18 protein-coding genes are annotated in these 18,509 nt (G+C 36.5%); 16 read left to right on the top strand and 2 right to left on the bottom strand.

Annotated elements, in window-relative coordinates; translation table 11 throughout:
• Positions 1-22: 22 nt before the first annotated feature.
• Complete coding sequence (locus A3EO_RS12550) at positions 23-3,112, bottom strand: YadA-like family protein (RefSeq protein ID WP_018345793.1); 3,090 nt, start codon at positions 3,110-3,112, stop codon at positions 23-25.
• 200 nt (positions 3,113-3,312) lie between these two features.
• On the opposite strand from A3EO_RS12550, the gene A3EO_RS13465 reads away from it, so the two are divergent.
• The 13 genes from A3EO_RS13465 (at position 3,313) to A3EO_RS0102030 (ending at position 14,633) form a co-directional block, all read left to right on the top strand.
• Positions 3,313-3,486, top strand: a complete 174-nt coding sequence (locus A3EO_RS13465) for a hypothetical protein (RefSeq protein WP_018345792.1) — start codon at positions 3,313-3,315, stop codon at positions 3,484-3,486.
• 3 nt (positions 3,487-3,489) lie between these two features.
• Positions 3,490-3,786 (top strand): type II toxin-antitoxin system RelE/ParE family toxin, encoded by a 297-nt coding sequence (locus tag A3EO_RS0102090; RefSeq protein ID WP_013745143.1) that lies wholly within the window; start codon positions 3,490-3,492, stop codon positions 3,784-3,786.
• A gap of 256 nt (positions 3,787-4,042) precedes the next feature.
• Positions 4,043-4,372, top strand: a complete 330-nt coding sequence (locus A3EO_RS12545) for a CCDC90 family protein (RefSeq protein WP_018345791.1) — start codon at positions 4,043-4,045, stop codon at positions 4,370-4,372.
• 100 nt (positions 4,373-4,472) lie between these two features.
• Complete coding sequence (locus A3EO_RS0102080; RefSeq protein WP_018345790.1) at positions 4,473-5,306, top strand: hypothetical protein; 834 nt, start codon at positions 4,473-4,475, stop codon at positions 5,304-5,306.
• Between the two features lie 205 nt (positions 5,307-5,511).
• The gene (locus tag A3EO_RS0102075) at positions 5,512-6,573 is read left to right on the top strand and encodes a ParA family protein (protein ID WP_018345789.1); all 1,062 of its coding nucleotides are present in this window, start codon (positions 5,512-5,514) and stop codon (positions 6,571-6,573) included.
• Positions 6,574-6,739: 166 nt separating this feature from the next.
• Positions 6,740-7,195, top strand: coding sequence for a TIGR03757 family integrating conjugative element protein (locus A3EO_RS0102070; RefSeq protein WP_018345788.1), 456 nt, complete (start codon positions 6,740-6,742; stop codon positions 7,193-7,195).
• On the top strand, positions 7,192-8,127 hold the full coding sequence (locus tag A3EO_RS0102065) for a TIGR03756 family integrating conjugative element protein (RefSeq protein WP_013745147.1): 936 nt from the start codon (positions 7,192-7,194) through the stop codon (positions 8,125-8,127). Before A3EO_RS0102070 ends, A3EO_RS0102065 begins: the two co-directional genes overlap by 4 nt.
• A gap of 11 nt (positions 8,128-8,138) precedes the next feature.
• Entirely contained in the window at positions 8,139-10,121 is a 1,983-nt protein-coding gene (locus A3EO_RS0102060) for an integrating conjugative element protein (protein ID WP_018345787.1), read from the top strand.
• Between the two features lie 24 nt (positions 10,122-10,145).
• Entirely contained in the window at positions 10,146-10,508 is a 363-nt protein-coding gene (locus A3EO_RS0102055; protein WP_018345786.1) for a DUF4431 domain-containing protein, read from the top strand.
• A gap of 183 nt (positions 10,509-10,691) precedes the next feature.
• The gene (locus A3EO_RS0102050) at positions 10,692-11,768 is read left to right on the top strand and encodes a ParA family protein (RefSeq protein ID WP_018345785.1); all 1,077 of its coding nucleotides are present in this window, start codon (positions 10,692-10,694) and stop codon (positions 11,766-11,768) included.
• A 412-nt stretch (positions 11,769-12,180) separates the two neighbouring features.
• A complete protein-coding gene (locus A3EO_RS0102040) occupies positions 12,181-12,738 on the top strand; it encodes a DUF4852 domain-containing protein (protein ID WP_018345783.1) in 558 nt (185 codons plus the stop codon).
• A complete protein-coding gene (locus A3EO_RS0102035; RefSeq protein ID WP_018345782.1) occupies positions 12,735-13,181 on the top strand; it encodes a hypothetical protein in 447 nt (148 codons plus the stop codon). The genes A3EO_RS0102040 and A3EO_RS0102035 overlap by 4 nt, the downstream gene beginning before the upstream one ends.
• Positions 13,182-13,298: 117 nt before the next feature.
• Complete coding sequence (locus A3EO_RS0102030; RefSeq protein WP_018345781.1) at positions 13,299-14,633, top strand: AAA family ATPase; 1,335 nt, start codon at positions 13,299-13,301, stop codon at positions 14,631-14,633.
• 12 nt (positions 14,634-14,645) lie between these two features.
• Here A3EO_RS0102030 and A3EO_RS0102025 read toward each other — a convergent pair whose 3' ends face one another.
• Positions 14,646-15,767, bottom strand: coding sequence for an ImmA/IrrE family metallo-endopeptidase (locus A3EO_RS0102025; protein ID WP_026210951.1), 1,122 nt, complete (start codon positions 15,765-15,767; stop codon positions 14,646-14,648).
• A gap of 149 nt (positions 15,768-15,916) precedes the next feature.
• Between A3EO_RS0102025 and A3EO_RS13460 the strand changes: the two genes are divergently transcribed.
• The 3 genes from A3EO_RS13460 to A3EO_RS0102010 all read left to right on the top strand — a co-directional run bounded on the left by A3EO_RS13460 (position 15,917) and on the right by A3EO_RS0102010 (position 18,357).
• Positions 15,917-16,084, top strand: a complete 168-nt coding sequence (locus A3EO_RS13460; protein ID WP_018345779.1) for a hypothetical protein — start codon at positions 15,917-15,919, stop codon at positions 16,082-16,084.
• 129 nt (positions 16,085-16,213) lie between these two features.
• Positions 16,214-17,182, top strand: coding sequence for a nucleoid-associated protein (locus tag A3EO_RS0102015; protein ID WP_018345778.1), 969 nt, complete (start codon positions 16,214-16,216; stop codon positions 17,180-17,182).
• Positions 17,182-18,357 (top strand): hypothetical protein, encoded by a 1,176-nt coding sequence (locus tag A3EO_RS0102010; RefSeq protein ID WP_018345777.1) that lies wholly within the window; start codon positions 17,182-17,184, stop codon positions 18,355-18,357. Before A3EO_RS0102015 ends, A3EO_RS0102010 begins: the two co-directional genes overlap by 1 nt.
• Positions 18,358-18,509: the final 152 nt, after the last annotated feature.

The following is an 18,509-nucleotide window of genomic DNA, read 5'->3' as shown; positions in this document are numbered from 1 at the left end:
CTTCCTTCCTTTTTTGCCGTTTTTAGAACCCGAACGCAAATCCGGCAGATGCGCCAAAGTCGCCATTGGAACTTGCGGAACCGCTTAAACTGATGACTGCTTTGTCATTTTCGGTTTTAACTTTTAAACCGATTGCAACCGCATTTTGACCGTGATAAGTCGCTGTGCCAGCACCAATGGAAAAACGCTTATTAGGAACCATTGGAATTGCTCCCATTGCCATTGCGCTTGCGACGCCTGCTCTTGCCTCATCACGAATATCTTTCAATCGTTTATCTGTGTACGCTTTGAGTGAGCCAATGCGATAATCAGTGTATGCGTTGGCTTGTGCCAGTGTTCTACCACTTATATCGGCAACATAATTTTGTACGTAATTATGCACTTGACCGCCGTTGATTAAGCCTGTGTTACCTAACTCAATGCGTCCCGTAGTAAGTTTTTCAGTGTATTTTGCTACGTCAATGTTACTTGCGTCTTTGTCAGCTTTTGACCCAAGTTTCTGAATAACTTCAGATTTATTGGCTTTTTCACTTAATGCAGTGTTAAGCGTATCTCCGCTGATTAAGCCTTTGTTGCCAGCTTCGGCTGTGCCTGTGCCTAAAGCCTCTTGCCACTTAGATTTGTCTTCATCACTTAAATTTGAAGCATCTTTATTCGCTTTATTTGCCACATCCACTCCATTTAATACGGCATTTTGCAATGCAAGATAAACAGTTTTACCAGTTACAAGATTTGTATCATTTTCGGAAACTGTACCTGTACCAAGTTTCTCCGCAAATTTTTCAGTGTTAATGTTGCTTGCATCAGTATTAGCTTTTATATTCATATCAGATTGCATTACATTTTTAATCAACTGATCAGATACGTTTACGGCATAAGTAGTTGTGTCACCATCCGTGCTAGTTGTCACGGTCGTATTTGTGCCTGCAATGACTTTAAGTTTTGCTGATACATTACTTAATGCGGAATTAAGTGTGTCGCCAGTGAGTTTGGCTTGCCAGTTTGCAACATTAATATCTGTTGCATTTTGTAAGATGTCATAGAGTTGACTTCCATTAATAGCGTCTTTGCTTGTTTGATTAATTGCTCCGTTAGCAATATAAACAATCTTACGTTGTGCAGTTGATGAGCCTACAGATACGGTATTATCACCACCGTCAGTACTATTCGCTCCAAGAATAACGGCATTATTTGCAGTAGTAACAATGTTTGAACCAAGAACAAATGTATTATTACCTATTTGGTGTACTTTGTTTGGGTCGCCAATCGTGTTGTTATTACCGAAAGCGTAGCTACCATCGCCATAGATATAATCGGGATCGCCAAAAGCTCCTGAATTATTGCCTAGTACATTATGCCCTGTACCAATCGCAATCGAGTTTGTACCTGTCACAACTGAACCTTTACCCATAGCGATTGAGTTTTCACCTGTCACGATAGTATCAGTACCGATAGCAAGACTGTTAGTTCCAGTCGCTAAAGCGTTTGTCCCAATCGCATAAGCATTTTCACCAACATTTGTGAGGTCGTGTAACGTCAAAGCATCTTTTAACGCTTGCAAACGGTCTTGTTCGGATTTAAGTTGATTTGCTTTAGCGGTTAATTGACGCATAACTTCTTCATAGCGTTGTGATAAAGCAATGTCTGCTGTGCTTGGATTGGTGTTGTCATATGTACTCTTGGCTTGGTCAGCCGCTGTCTTTAAACGAGCGATTTCGGCTTGCTTTTCTGCAATAGCATTTTTGTTAATGCCTAGGGCTTTTTCGAGTTCTGATGTGAGGGTAGTAGTGGTGATATTGTTGCGTTGGACGATTGCATCAATATTTTCTGCTTTCCATTCATTTATAACAGATGCGTTAATTGATGTTGGGTTTGGTAATGCGTTAAATTCAGCAACAAGTTGATGATATTCATTAAGTGCTTGTTGTTTTTTATCTAGCCATATTGTTTGATGTGTATCTTCATATTGACTTTGATAATAAGTTACTTCATATGCTTTTCCCCAGACATCTAGTTTTGCATTAATTCTATCGATAATAGATTTTTTTAGCTTACTGGTTGCAAAAGGATTATTTGTGTGCTCAAAATACAATTTAAAAGCAGTTTTATATTTTGGTAATAATGATCTTGCTTTTTCAAATTCATCATGTGTAGATAAATCTGTTTCTATATTTTTAAAATAAATATTGTCTGTGGGAATGGTTATACTTGTATCTACGGCAAAAATATTTTTATATATTACTTTATCTGTACCGCCATCAGATCCCATTGTATCTCGGTATGTTCCTACTTGAATGTTATTTAGAAAAGAAACGTAAAAAGAATAAGGATTAATAACTACTGATTGCCCTGAGTTATATAGTGAAGAATAGACGAATGCTGAACTTGAAGGTGAATAAGTATTATTAATAATAACTTGATTATGTCGCAAATCTCCTAACGCTCGATAATAACTACTCACATAATCTTTATAAAAATCTACACTTAAATTAAGTGTTGTTCCCTCTTCGGCAATAGATTTAAGTTGTGTTGCAGCATTAGTTAACCCCTCGTCAGAGCTAATATCAACATTACCAATACGGCTTACCCCAGTTAATCGACTGTTTAGATCGTCAATCTTAGCTTGAGCATCTTTAAATAATTGAGTCGAACTAGCGACAGTATCGTTATAGGTTTTAAGTTTTTCTTGCCATACGTCATATGCAGATTGTTTTGCTAGACGTACTTGTTTTACACGTTCACCAGCTTCAATCACATCGGCTTCGAGTTTACGGATATTTTGTAATTCACTTAACAGGCGATTAGTGTTAGCTTCGGCAGTAGCAATATCATCAAGTTTTTGTTTATTCTCTGCGAGTTTTGCGTTAATGCTATCTTTTGTTTCATTGCCGCCTGTGGCTACCGCATTTTTACCAAGTGCAACAGAGTTTTTCCCTGTTGCGATTGAACCGATTCCCCTTGCTCGTGAGCCAGTTCCCATTTCTAAACCACTGTCATCACCAACGTTGTTAATCGTGATATTGACAATGTTTGGTTGTGATTGAGTTTCTTCTGCTAATGTTGTTGAAGATAAAATTGCAGATAAGAGTAGTGCTAGTGTTGTTTTTTTCATATTTATGTGTTCCTCAATTATTTTTGATAACAAATGGGAACATAATTAAATTACATAGATGGCGTGAAAGTGAACAGGAAATTGAATATCCGTTTTGATCAAAAAAAGGTTGACGGCATCGGAACCCTTAATCAATAATGGAACTAAATAAAGTCTACCGTTAGTAGATCTCCTTAATTACTAAATAGATAGGATGGAAAATGTTTTTAAAAGAAAAAGGTTATGATGAGTTTTTAGCTCAAAAAATAGCAAAGGGTCAAGCAGAGTTAGAAGCAGGGAAAGGAATACCCCTCGCAAAAGCTAAATCTTTTGTGCAAAAAACCATCGAAGAGACAGCTAAAGATTTAGCTGATTTTGAACGTTCAGTCGCTTAAATTATGTCTAAACCGGTTATTTTATCTCCTGAAGCAGTTAGTGATATTAAAACCTGTGTTCGCCAAGTTATGATATATACAGGTTTTGAAAATAGCGGAATTAGACTACAAGAAGATATTTTTTCAAAAATAGAATCTATTGGTTATATGCCGTCTGCGATAGGCAGAGCTAGAAATGACGGCACAAATACAAGAGAAGCATTTATTCGTGGATATCGCATTGTTTACCAGGAAAGAGATGATCATATTTGGATCATTGCTGTAATCCACTCAAGCAGATTATATCCACGTCCTATATAAATCGCTATCGTTGATAGCATTTATAACGGCTGACCTGTAATGCCGTGTTTGACGTTGTCAAATGTATGGTCGCCCTTTAAACCGAGGTGACGGTTTTAAAAATTCACCGCCCTTTCTAAGGCTGCGAACACTTTGAAACCAGCCTCTATCGTGTAAACGATGGTGAGTGTTTGTTTAACGACTAATTTTTACTAACCCTGTGGGGAGCAATCCCGACAGGAAAGCTCCTCACTTAATTTAAGAGGAGTTTAACAAAATGGACAATACTATGCGTTTAAATTTTGACAAACTTGTGTTTACTCAAAAATTAACGGCTAAAGGCTATACCCAAGAGCAATCGGAGGCATTAGCTGAAGCGGTTGATGGGGCAATTACACAAAGCAATTCTGCTTTAGCCACTGTTGAGGATTTGAATGCAGTAAAAACTGAATTGAGGACTGAAATCAATGAGGTAAGAACCGAATTAAGAGCCGGATTACAAGGACTAAAAGCGGATTTTTACCAGGCGATTAATCGCTTAACGTTTGCTTTAATCGGTTCAGTGATTGCCATTATTGGTGCATTACTTGCTAATAAATTTTTCTAATTAACGAAATAATTTTTCGTTATCATTCCACACTTCACCCATACGGGAAACATTATCCCGGTGGGCATAGTGTTTCCCTTTTTTCTTTAGGAGAAACGCTATGAACTCATTAACTGAATATTTTCAAAAAAGATTAAATGATTTAGGATTTGATACGATGGATGTCGAAGACTTCGATATCAGGTACAGCCTGAATTATTGTCAGGGCGATGGTGTCGCTTTTTATGGCGAGCTTCGCTATTCATTGACAGGGTTGTTTCAATTATTCTTAAAAGAAGTTGGAACAATTAATCAAAAAATAAATCTGCGGCACAACGCAGACAAGTTTTTTGATTTGATAGAGGAACTATATCAAGAGAATTACTGTAGTAAAATTTATGGTAATAGATTCTCTTACCATTATTCCCACTTCAACACAATGGAGTTGGAAGGTCCAGAAGAGCTCGATGAATACGATATTGAGATTCTGAAACGTTATGCTTCAGATTACGATCTCTCATTTAGAGAGGTTAACCTCTTTATTGAGGTTTATCCTGAATTCTACAGCTGGTTAGAGGAACATATTCGATATGTTTCTCGCGTTCTTGAAAAGGAAGGATACGAGCTGTATGAAAACTGCAGTGTCGAAGATAGTCAGCATATTGAGAAAAATACGGATAAATACCGTATTTCAATCTCTGTTGATAAGGCAGAGTTGGACGATCTTGATGAATTTGATATCGAAGATATTAAACTCGGATACCAATTCGCTTTTATCAGTGCTGCTGTTGAAGATAAGCAGTCCAAATCTATTTTGGGTGAATCTTATCCGCTTTTGTGTTGTTTTAAAGCAGGAGATAAGAGCTTTTGTGGTTCACTCAGAGACGTAGTCAAAGAGGCTATCTCTGAGGCAAGAAACACTCTAACCACTCAATTTTCTCAACAACCAGCATAGTCATTATGAGCTCTTAGAAATAAGAGCTCATTTTATCTTTACATACCACATCAAAGCAGACTACAATGATACTAAGATGTAAACTCTATTAACTAGCCTTATATATCAAGAATATAAAACTTAGAAAAGAAAGTTCAAAATACAATCAAACGTCTGATTGGTGTTGGATTAGTTATGTATTCACTGTAATGAATGAGAGGGAATTATGGCTATTTATGCAATATGGAATAACAAAGGCGGCGTAGGAAAAAGTTACTTAACCTTTCAAATTGCCTGTGAGTATGCAAAGCAACATCCAAATAAAAAAGTTCTTGTCGTTGACTTATGTCCTCAGGCAAATTCATCATCTATGCTATTAGGTGGTATTGAGAAAGGAGAATTAGAACTGGCCAAAATTCATTCTCAAGCCAATAAAAACACTATTGCTGGGTATATTTCAGAAAGATTAGTAAGTCCTTATCGTTCAATTAATAGTGCGACCAAATTTATTACTCAAGTAAGCACCATAAACGAATATGTTCCAGAAAATCTTTATCTTGTCGTTGGTGATGAAGAATTAGAAATTCAATCATCCGGTATTTTACACGCTTCTCAAGCCATTCACGTTCCAGACTCTTGGAGATTGGTTCATCTATGGATACGTGATTTAATTTCAGACATTCAAAATGCTTGGGACAATGACGATAATGTTGTATTTATAGATTGCAATCCAAGTTTCACTATTTACACTGAATTGGCTCTTGCCGCTTCTGATAGATTAATTATCCCATTTTCTGCTGATGGCTCTTCTAAACGAGCTGTTAAATCAGTATTGTCTCTTGTTTATGGCGTTAAACGACACGCCGGTGATGTAAGTTCTTACTTTTATACTGAAGCTCAAAAGAGCAAATTAGCTTTACCACAAATTTATATGTATGTCGGTAATAGATTAACTATCAATGCCAAAGCATCGGCGACAGCATTTAAAACCGTTGTAGAAGAAATCGGTAATGAAATCTATAATGTTTGGAATACTAATGCTAATTTATTTTGTATTCATCCTGCCGGAGCAGGAACTCCTACTAACAAAACTAGCTTCAGAAAAATGTTTCAATATGAAGTTCGAGACGCTAATTCAGCCTCTGTAGTTTCTGGTGCATTGGGTATCCCAATAAGTCGTTTATCTTCAGGAAAGCGAGATGTTTTAGGAAAGGCTGTTTCAGTAAATCAATCGCAATTAGATGCACAAGTGCCTAATATCCAGAATCTTGTTCAATGTATTGAATAATAGGCGTTAATGGAGAGGGGCGATAACAAATTATTAATGATGAAGTTATGATGATTATATGCCCCCTCTACATTAATTGATTTAATTCAATAATCAATTTCCTGTTCACTTCTCCCTTATTTATGTAATTTAATAATGTTCCCATTTGATTTTTAATGAGGAACATATGAAGAAATTAATTGCGTCTCTCATCATCTGTCTGTGTGCTAATTTTGCTTCTGCTGTAGAAACAGAAAGACAAGTACAAGTCACGGTGTATAGCTCTCAACACTATCCCATCCAGCACGCTGAGCTGGCCAACAAAATCTACTATCTGGATCAAGTGCAGCAAATAGAAGATAAATTTGCTGAACAATTTCCACTAGGACAGCAGCCGGAGGCTGCTTTGCAACAGATCAATAAACTGCGACAGTCTAATGACTGGTTACAACTGGAACAGCAATTAAAATCTGCCTATGAAGGCATTTCTGCCGGTTTTACTAACGGTATTCGCAAAATACCGGCCATTCAAATTACTGGGTCAGATCATAAAAATTATGTGCTTTACGGCATTACTGATGTCAGTGTTGCTTTGACTCGTTATCAGCAATATCAGGAGTCATATCAGGAGTCAGCACAATGAAAATGCCTAAACTTTCTCTTATTACCACTTTTTTATTGTCATCTGCTGCAGGAAGCGCATTTGCGTTAAATACTGCTCAAATAATGATGTCAAGTGCATCACCTAGCTGTGTTGAATATCGTGTTGTCGGAATCTGCTATTGGCTCTATTGTGGTTGGGGTGGTTGCAGAGTACGAACCTCAACAAAAGTCCGTCACTACTTACCCGAACAAGTTGTATCAAGTTATAACCACGGCGGACAAAATCCTTGGTCTGAAATGAATATGCTCGGGCAAGGTATTAAAGCTGGGCCAGAAAATGACCGTCCACAAACAAAACAATATTCCCAATTAACGTTTAAGAACGTAGATGTTATCGGTCATCCCGGTGGCGAAATTAATCGCGTATTAAGCTCAATGGGCTATTTTTGCAATACGCAAACGACAGCATTCAAGCCACACTTTTTAAGCGGACTGGATGTTATTGGGTGGCAAAATGGAATGCCGGAAGCGTTATATCCCGAAGCCTTAACACCCGGAATGCGTGAAGTTGGCAATCTTGGTGATATGTGGGGCAATATTTACCCTCGCGCCGGTGCCATCACTCAAGTGCATCCGTATAAAGCGGCTGCCGTTACAGCGCAACGCGCAGCCGATATCATTTCACGAACAGGACAACCTCACGTCTATTTGCCTGCTGCACAGAAAGCTAGACCTAGTCGCGGATACTGGCCTCCCCCTCCAGTGGAAGAAGGCAAAATAAAAACACACAAATGGCAAATGCTCTATCCGAAGATGGAGCGCACCTGTGCAATTTTTCCGGATAGAGATGCGTTAAACACTTACCAAGATAAGTTGTCGACACAACAAGATTACGCTTGGGCACTATGGCGACCGTATTCCTGTTGTAAACGCCGTGGGCAAACTTTCTTATACAGTACTGATTGGAACTAATGAGGATACCTATGATAACAAACAAATTTAAACTTTCATTTTTAGCTTTATTGTTGATGTCTGGTAGTTACAGCTACGCCGATTTTTTCTCTACCAACACCAACAAAGATTTATCCATTAATCAATCCGGATCGGTGTTATCTGATAATGTGTTTTATCAGATCGGCGGAGGTTCTGCAGTGATGACTCCACCGTCCAGAAAAAGACCTCACGAATTAGCACTAGGGCTTGGCTGGAAAGCGAATTTGATGTGCGGTAATTTTGATATACAAACAACGGTTAAAAATCAACTTAACGGCATCACTGACGGATTTAAAGACCTAATGGGTAACGTTATTCAATCGGCGACCGGTGCAGTAGCCAGTATGCCAGCTATGATTATCCAACGCGCCAACCCTCAGCTGTATGACATACTAACAAACGGTGTGTTGCAAGGACGACTAGATTTTGCAGATGCAAAAACCAGTTGTGAAGAACTTGCCAATAAAGCCGCTGATTATATGGCTGACGCCGGCTGGGGAATGATGGCAAAACAACAAAATTTCCAAGAAATCGCTTCAACCGAACAAGATGCTGTTAGAGCCAAACAAAAATCTGATAAAGAAGATGGAAAAAGAGGTATTAATTGGGTAGGCGGCGAAAAACGCGGAGGCGAAGGTCAGAAGCTGATTGATGTTATCGGCGATGTTGTCGCTGCCGGACATAACATTCTGAACGGAAAACCTGTTTTAAGCTCTTCTGCTGTGTCAAACAGTGAATGTAGTGGTGCTATGTGTCAAACTTTTCCGAAACCATCCGATATTCGAGATTTTACCAAACGCGTGATCGGCGATAAGGGTATTAAAACGTGCAATACCTGCGGTGAACAAAAAGCGACAGCCGGCTCTGGATTATCTCCGGTAATTGAAGAAGAACACATCAAAGTGTTAAAAGATTTACAAGACGTACTTAATACGCCAGAACCAACCGCTGAACAATTACAGGCTGTTAGTTCACCAATGATTCCCGTAACTCGAGGATTAATCGAAGCATTGAAAGAAGATCCGGAAGCAAAAGTACTTGCTCACCGGCTTGCCAGTGAAGTTGCTCTCTCTAAAGTATTGAATAAAGCCTTATTAGCCAGACGAGCGATTTTGGCAGGAATGCGTGAACCGAACGTGTCCGTCAACGATAAGGCTCAAACCGAACTTGAAAAAGCATTAGTAATGCTTGATCGTGAGATTGAACAAGTCAGGATGGAAATGGAATTACAGCGTTCTCTCACTAACAATACGGCTTTAATGGTCATTAATAAACGAGTTCGTGATCAACAAAATACGCTCAACAGTAATGCCGGCGATAAACAGCATAACTTTGAAGGTAAACAAGATGATCTTAATAACAGTAACGAAGGGGATTTCTACATCAGCCCTGATGAGCCTATTTATCTTGATATTCCTGATGGTTCCGGCGGAACAGGTGTTTATAACGGCATCAATACCGGTGGAAGCGGTAAAAATTCTGGCGGTACTGGCGCGTTGTCAAAGTTATCTGATGGTGCGTTTGCAGATGGGCGAGCCACTGTCTATAAAAATGCAGACGGCACACTAACTCGCCGAGAAGGTGGTTCTTTAGCTTGGCGTAATAACAATCCTGGTAATATTCAATGCGGTAACTTCTCACGCAGTATGGGAGCAATCGGATGTGGCCCAGGTGGCTTTGCCGTTTTCCCGGATGAATCAACCGGCACGAAAGCGGTTTATGCTTTGCTGCAACGTAATAATGACAAGAACGATTATTACAATCTGAGTATTGAAGAAACAATGAAAAAATATGCGCCTCCGCACGAAAACCCGACAGAGCAATATATTCGCCATATTACCAATGCGACAGGGCTTGACAAAAATACCAAAATGAGTCAATTATCTAAAGAACAATTGGATGTTTTTGTTCAAACTATTCGGAAAGTTGAGGGATGGAAAGAAGGTAAAGAAATCCCAGCTTCAGGAAATTAACATTTACTACTAGAGGACGACAAAATGAAAAAAGTATTATTCACAATGTTAGGTATCAGCTTACTTGGATTGAGTTATACTGCCCAAGCTAAGACTTATGTGTATGATAAAGATGATGTGGCTCTACAAGGTATCATCAAAATTGAGAAAAATTACCCATATCTTTATTTAAAACAAGGAATTGATGTTGTTCCTGCCCCGAATGATGACTTATACAATCCAGCAAGAAACGTTAAAAGAATGCAAGTCGTCAATGTTAACGCTGGACCTGGAGACAAAACGCCCACTGGCTGTCAGATTGTGAAAGGCAGCTTATTTGGTGCACATACCGCACATCACAAAACACCGGTTTTGGTTTGGGCAAAATCATTTGAGAAGTGCAAATAGCATTTAATCAATCTTCCTGTACCCCCAAAAGGCAAGAAACGTGATTTTCTTGCCTTTTTTTGATATTTATCCCCTCAAAGTTAACTTTCATTTTATAAAAGACTTTACATACTGACTCAGACAACGGACAATACAACGGATACTATCTTAAAATATTGACCTATAGTTAGTTCAGGAGAAAATATGACCAAAGCAATCTGTTTTTTTAATCATAAAGGCGGTGTTAGTAAAACAACTACAACGTTTAATGTAGGTTGGGCTTTGGCGAATAAAGGGTATAAAGTATTGATGGTTGATTTAGATTCTCAATGTAATTTGACCGGACTGGTTTTAGGATATGGTAAATGCAAAGAAGACTCTGAATTAGAAAACTTTTATAATAACCGTCATAACCTCACAATGGAAACAATTGTTGAAAGTTTAATTAATGGAAATAATCCGGATCTATTTTTAGATGGTTCTATTGGCAATATCACAGACACTTTAAATCCAAACTTATTTTTATTGGCTGGTCACCTCAACGTTTCTGAATTAGATTCTCAAATTAGCGTATCTCTAAAAATCGCCGTAGGTGTACCTGCAACAAGAAATATACCTGGAAATTTACCAAAACTACTCCATAAATTAGCAGCTAAAAATAATATTGATTATATATTATATGATCTAAGCCCTAATATTGGAGGATTGAATGAAGTCATTCTAATGTCTAGCGATTATTTTATTGTTCCAACCGCGCCTGACTTTTTTTGTTGGCAAGCAATTGGCTCACTTACTAAAAATATCTCAAAATGGCACGAAGAAATTAATCACTTTAAGAGAAGCAATGGTTTTGATACGGCTAATTATGCGATCAAAAATGCACCTAAGTTCTTAGGAACGATCCAACAACGATACAGACCGAGAAAAGGAAGTCCAGCGAAGTCTTTCGATAAGTGGATTGAACGCATAAAAGAAGAAGTTAATTCTCGTTTCGTGCCTACATTAAATAACCTAAACTGCATTATTGATAAAAACAAGATAGAAGAGATCCTAAAAACATCTCCTACCCTTGAGCCTTATGACTTAGCACATATTGCTGATTTTAATTCATTAATTGCAATTAGCCAAGAGTTAAGAATTCCTGTATTTTCTCTGACTAAAGAGCAAATAGCGAACTCAGGACAATTTGGGCATTCTTTGAATACAATGGATGAAAGCAAGAAAAATTTTGAAGCAGAATTTAATGATTTGGCAGAGCGAATTATAAAACTTACTGACTAGGTTATATGATGATCTCCTGTTTATAGCTTGCTGATTGAAGAATCAGTAAGCTTCTTTTTTATCTATTTAAAGTTCCCTGATCCAATTAAATAATGAAGCTGATCTCATTTTTATAAAAAACACAAAATAGGCTTTACATATAACAAGAAAATGGATAAGCTTTTTAGATAATTTAGCTTTTAAAAGAGGTCATAATGATAAGCACAGCACAGCACAGCACAGCACAGCACAGCACAGCACAGCACAGCACAGCACAGCACAGCACAGCACAGCACAGCACAGCACAGCAAGTATTATTGATTTAGTCCTAAAAAAAATCTACAGCTTCTTTTTCCTTCCATTAATATTTTTATCTACATCTCTTTATGCTCATTCTGAAGTCTATAATTATCCCAATGTGCTGTTAGAATCATTGAGATTAAATCACTTTGAACGATTTACCACTTCAGTAGCAGCAGATTACCTTGCGATATTCTCTCCAAAAGAGTATCAATTATATCAAAATGATGAATTTGAAAGACCAAGATTAATTGCCAAAGCAGAAGAAGATCTTTTTGCTAAATTAAAACAACAAAAAGAACCTCAGGTATTTAGTTCTGTAATACACTCTCGTTTTGGTGAATACGATTTTGATAAAAAAGCGTTTGACTTCCAACCATTGAAAAATATTAGTGCTTCACGTATTGAAGCATCAGAAAGTATATATGCTTTTCCTAAAGAAATTATCTTTTCTTTCAGCAATAAAGATATTGTTAACGGCATTCCAATGAATGAAGATGAAGCTAAAAAATTCTTACAAAGTAGACGAAGTCTAGGCGATGGGATAAGAGACAGACGAGTTACTTTGGAATTAGACTTTAAATTTATCTCTGCAACCTCGTTGTCTGATCTAATTGCAGAAATTGTAGGATTTAAAGTTCTAGATGACAAAAATAACGTTATCTACCAATATAAAGGAAATGCAAAATGAAAAAATTAATTATTTCAGGATTGGTTATTTTACCTATATTAACAGCTTGTGAGGATAATAAAAGTACTTTACCATCTAGCTGTGTCGATATGCTCAAGACAATGGGGAAAATTGATTATTTATCACTAAATAAAGGATATTTTTATCAATCTTTATACGATTTCTCTCGAAAGAATAGAGAGGCTGGATTGGCTTTTAAAGAAATAGCTGATAATAAACTGCTCATTGAAGATGATTTTAATCTTAATGTGCAAGAATCTATTAATAAATATAAAAAATATTATGAAGCAAAATATGAAGAAAAAAAGAAAAATTTAGGCCCTAAAAATGCAGAATTGCTCTTTGAGCAATATTCTCAAAATTGTGTCACATTGAAACAATTCTTTCAAGAAATTCAAACAGAAATGGAAGAAGATGAAAAAAATCCTATAAAATTCAATTAACTTTTATCATAAAAAAGGCAAGAAACGTGATTTTCTTGCCTTTTTTTGATATTTATCCCCTCAAAGTTAACTTTCATTTTATAATCTACAATAGATATCTATTAGTGTTTAAATATTATGCTAATTCAATTCTCTGTTGAAAATTATCGTTCTATCAAAGAAGAACAAACACTCTCTTTAGTTCGTAATGATGATGAAGAAATGAGCGACAACTACTTCGTTAGTCAAGCTCCTGCTACACCTATGTTGTTAAAAACTGCTGTTATCTATGGTGCGAATGCTTCAGGAAAATCTAATGTTATTAAAGCATTGGACGTTATGATCGGGATTATTGCAAATTCATTCAATAAAAAACCTAACAAACCTATTCTTACAGAAACATTCCTTTTTGATAGCCACTATCGTAAACAGCCTACAGTTTACGATATTTCTTTTGTAGTTGATTTAATCAATGATCAAGGCGAATTACAAAAAACGCGTGTTGATTATGGATTTGTCGTAGATGAACATAAAGTATATGAAGAATGGTTAAGCGTTTACCCAAAAGGGAGGGAGCAAAACTGGTTTTCTCGCGAATACAAAGAAGAGATCGCTGATTACGAATGGAAAATGTCTGATTATTTTAAAGGTGAAAAAACAAGTTGGAAAAAACAAACCCGAACAGACCAATTATTTTTATCCACTGCCGTACACCTAAACAGTGAGCAACTTCAACCGATTTACCGTGCTTTAACGAGTCGAATGCCGGTAATTCGTACAGACAGAATCAGCAATGAAATATCTAAACACCTATGCAAAAAATCTGAAAAAAATAAAGCCATCGTCATTGAATTATTAAAAGCTGCCGGCATTGTTGTCGATGACATCATTTTTGAAAAACCTAATATAAACCTAGAAGATTTACCTACTAACTTACCGGATGAAATAATTAATAATATAGAAGAACATATTATTTCTGAACACGAAACTTTTTTTGTTTATTACGATGACGAAAGACAAGCACAAAAAATTAATTTGCAAGACGAGTCTGACGGCACACAAAAACTATTTGAATTTACAGGGTTAATATTAGCCGTGTTACATAATGGTGATACATTGATTGTTGATGAATTAAATAAAAGTCTACACCCTGACTTGGTTCGTTTTTTAGTTAAACTTTTCAATTCCCCGATAAATACTAAGAACGCACAATTAATTTTTACAACACACGAAACCTCTGTATTAAGAAACAATTTATTACGCAGAGATCAGATTTGGTTTTGTGAAAAAAGGAATGATAGAGCAACCATTTTATATCCGTTAACTGATTTCAAACCTAATACAAATTATGAAAATGTTGAAGAATATTATTTACACGGTAAATATGGCGCTAAACCGATCATCCAAGAATTCAACCCCTCTGAATTTATGGAGATTAAAGGCGTCCACCTGAATGTTAAAACATACAATTAAATAACGCGCCATTTAACTTTTCCTTGTCGCCCGATAAAGAGGAATCAACGTATCGGCGTGAATATTCAACAACTTTCCAGCCGTTCTAAAAGGAAGACGGCGACTCATTGCCAAATTAAGCACTGTATCGTAAAATCTGGCACTTTGCCGTATTTTTACCGTATTATAAAAATTTCCACCTGCCGCCTCAGATTTAGCGGAAAGTTTCAACTTTTCACGTTCCTTAGCAATCGCCTCTTGATCCAATAATTTTAATGTTACCGCTTTTATCACAACCGCAAACCGACTCACCTTAAACAGTGCCGCCAACGCATCTATACTTTGCTCAATATTTTCCGGCTGCCAATGCCGGCAAAACACCATCGTAGGCATCAAAAATTCAGCCGCAACCTTATTACAAAAAGACTCGACAGCCTGTTCCTGATTCCAAGAAGAAACCCCAGATTTACCAATCCAAATATGCGCAACTTCGTGGATCAACGTAAACAGTTGAGCTGCCGGATAATCTGCTCCATTAATAAACACCACCGGCGCAATACTATCCACCAAGGCAAAGCAACGAAACTCATTAATATTCAACTTTCTCTTATTATTGTGGTTCACCACACCATTTCTAAAAACTAAAATGCCCACCTGTTCAAACTTCGCCACAAGAAACCGGAAATAATCACTTCGACTTAAGTATTGAATTTCAGCCATAAAATCCTTAATCCCTAATGTGTTTAAAATCGCTTGCACAACATCATTCGGATTTAAGTTGTGATGAAAAGGAAATTGAGCTACAAACGGCAACGCCTCATTGCCTTGATCAAGCAAATAATCTTTAAACCATTCCTGTTTAAATTCAATATCCTGTAACACTTCAAAGAAATCTCTGCTTAACGGCTCTGCCCCCACCACTTGACGCAAATCAGGAATATCCACACGTTGCTTAACCGGCGGCGTTTGTAAGAAGAGATAACCGAAAGGAATATTCGCTTTTTTCGCCAATTCAGTAGCAACCGTTTTGGTCACAATACCATTCAAGAAAGCCTGTTCTTTTTTAGGCGCAAATTCGAGTGCCAACGCTTGCGGCTCAATATGCTGCAAATCGGCAATCCAACGAATCATATTTGGAGAAATTTGTAATTTCATCTGTTCAACGCCCACAATAAATGAAGAATCTGCCAAATTATAAAAGCACGCTTATTTCTAATCAAATAGACTTAATATATCAAAGTTTATAATGTAGCATAGAGCAACTACGCTGGGATGATATCCAATGCAGATTATGGAGATAACCAATGAAAGATAAAGATTATGAAAAATGGACTAATGCTAAGATAGAAAAGGCAATAGCTTCTCATCAAAAAAATAAAAAAGGTTATACCCTCGAACAATCAAAACATATGGCAATGTTAGCGATAGCAAAAGCATTTAAAGAGTTTCATCAAGCGTCTTCTCACACCTGATCTTTGTCACACTTTTTAATCAATAGGCTTTACATACTGTAATTTAGTATGTAGATTATCGATAGGGTTAAATGTCTTTAATGCAGTGAAAAACTACTGAATATCAGTAATTTATAGAGGGAAAAGAAGGTGATTAAACATATTATTTACCATATTTTAAATAAAGAAGTAAAAGGTAACCCAAGTATTGTTTCTAGTCCCACTGAAATTATACCTACCGGAGTACACCTAAACTTTTTAAGTAAATTAATTGAAGCCTATTCAGGAAAGACAGGAAAAGGATTTGGTAAATTTGATGTTGATGAAGATAGCTACCCAATGCCAAGAATTGTGCGTGAATATTTAGAAAATCAAGATTTTTATAACGCAACAGAAAGGATGATGAATACCTTATCTACTCGTATTCAAGAGCAACCTTTAGCCACAGGCGGAAAAGTATTTATTATTCATTTTGAGGAAAAGCATAACGAATATCTCTTAATTGCGATGTTATCTGAAAAAACCGCTTTCTCTACAACGAATTGGCAGCTAGAGGAAGAGGAGGTGCTTGCCCTTGAACATTTAAAATATGCAGGTCGCATTAACTTAACTGCGTGGCAAGCTGGTGAACAACGTTATATTAGCTTTCTAAAAGGACAAGGCGATATTGCACAATACTTTAAGTCTTTCTTAGGCTGTAATGATGTACTTATTGCTCAACAAGAAACGAAAAAACTGGTCGAACAATTAGAAGAATTTGCCAATGAAAAAGGATTAAATGTTGAGCAAAAAACAGTTTTCTTTGAGCGTTCTCAGGCATACTTATACGAAATAAACGAAAATGAAGAGCCTTTTTCTGCTGAAACCTTTGCTAATCGCGTGTGGTCTGAAAATCCTCAAGAATTAAAAGATAAACTGGCAGATGATGAAAATGGCATTGCAGATGGCTTTATTCCTGATAAACGTTCCATTAATAAACTCTCAACGTTTACTGGTAAAACAAAGCATTGGCGATTAAGTTTTGATCGCACAGCAGTTTTAAATAGCGAAATTGCTCTTATTGATGATAAAATCATTATCAATAATCCAACAGATAGCTTGCTTGGTGCATTTCAATAATGACAATAACCTTTTCTGATTTAGTTAAAATTTACCGTCAATCTGAGTTTATTGAGAACTCGGATAAAGCAGTATTTTGCTCAAATTCAGGAGAGGATTATACATTATTAAAGAGATTGGCATCAGAAGAATACGAAGAAGAAACCGCCATTGAAATCTTATCAGAAACAGTTGCTGTTGGTAAAACTGTTGAGCTGAAATTGAGGCAACCTCAATTTAAATTGGGTCGATTATTTGATAATTTTGAAGCGTTGATTAAAGGCGATATGGGGCAGCTGCATTCGCCTATCAGCCAATCTGAGTATTTTATCAAAGCAGACAAAATATATTCAGGCGATGCTGAAAAACCTGATTATTACCATTACTATGAACAGGTAAAACAATTTGTTCAACAGTTAAACTCAATGGCAGCCTATGTGGATAATGTAAATAAAAAATTAGTATTTTTTAGTAAAAAGAACTTTGAGCTTTCTATTGCAATAAACCAACAAGTAGAGACATTTAGTCAATCTTTAAAAGCATTAACTGACAAAGAAATTCAAATTCTACAAGGATTTAGTGCTTGGCTAAATGATGAAAAAACAAGTTCTCATATTGACGCAAAAAAGTCCATTTTAGCATTTGTTTTTTCTGATATATTGCAACCAGGCGCGACAATTATTGATGTTCTACACCAAATTGTGCAAATTGATAAAGCGGTACAAAAGCAATTTGCGCTCTATATGGAGAATTTCAGCTATGAGAAGTTTGTGAAAAAACTCACAGAAAATAGCGAGAAATTTATAACAAAAGTAAACGATAGTATTAGCAAAATATTGCCCCAGTTCTTAGGTTTACCATTTTTAACAGCTATACCAACCGCCTTAAAATCTGGCGATAACTGGCTAGTATATATTGCATTGTGCTTTTATTGTGCAATGTGTTATTTGGGGTTAAGTTATCAAAAACAAATGTTAGATAATATAGCTGATGATGTAGAGCAATTTGAAGTCAAAGGTAAAATACCCGATGCCTTACAAAGTGATTGGGAAAATGATAAGCACAAAATCAATGAATTACTAAAAAAACAGCGAAAACTCTACTGGTTATTGCTAATTTCTGTTTTTCTTTGTTTTTGCTATGGATTTACAAAATTTTGTCTTCAACTTCACGTTATAGAAATTCATTGCAGTTGATTTTTAAAGTAGTATTATCAAATAAAGGAGGATTTATGTCAGAAACCTTTGGATATAAATTAGGCAAATTTATCAAAAATAACTTTTCTTCTTCAACTCAAAAAGTAGTAAGTGCGGGGGTTGATTCGCTTGAGAAACGGTTGAATAAACCT

The organism is Gallibacterium anatis DSM 16844 = F 149, from assembly GCF_000379785.1.
In the GTDB taxonomy this organism is placed as follows: Bacteria; Pseudomonadota; Gammaproteobacteria; order Enterobacterales; family Pasteurellaceae; genus Gallibacterium; species Gallibacterium anatis.
Note: the sequence above shows the minus strand (reverse complement) of the source record. Positions and strands in the feature narration are given on the sequence as shown.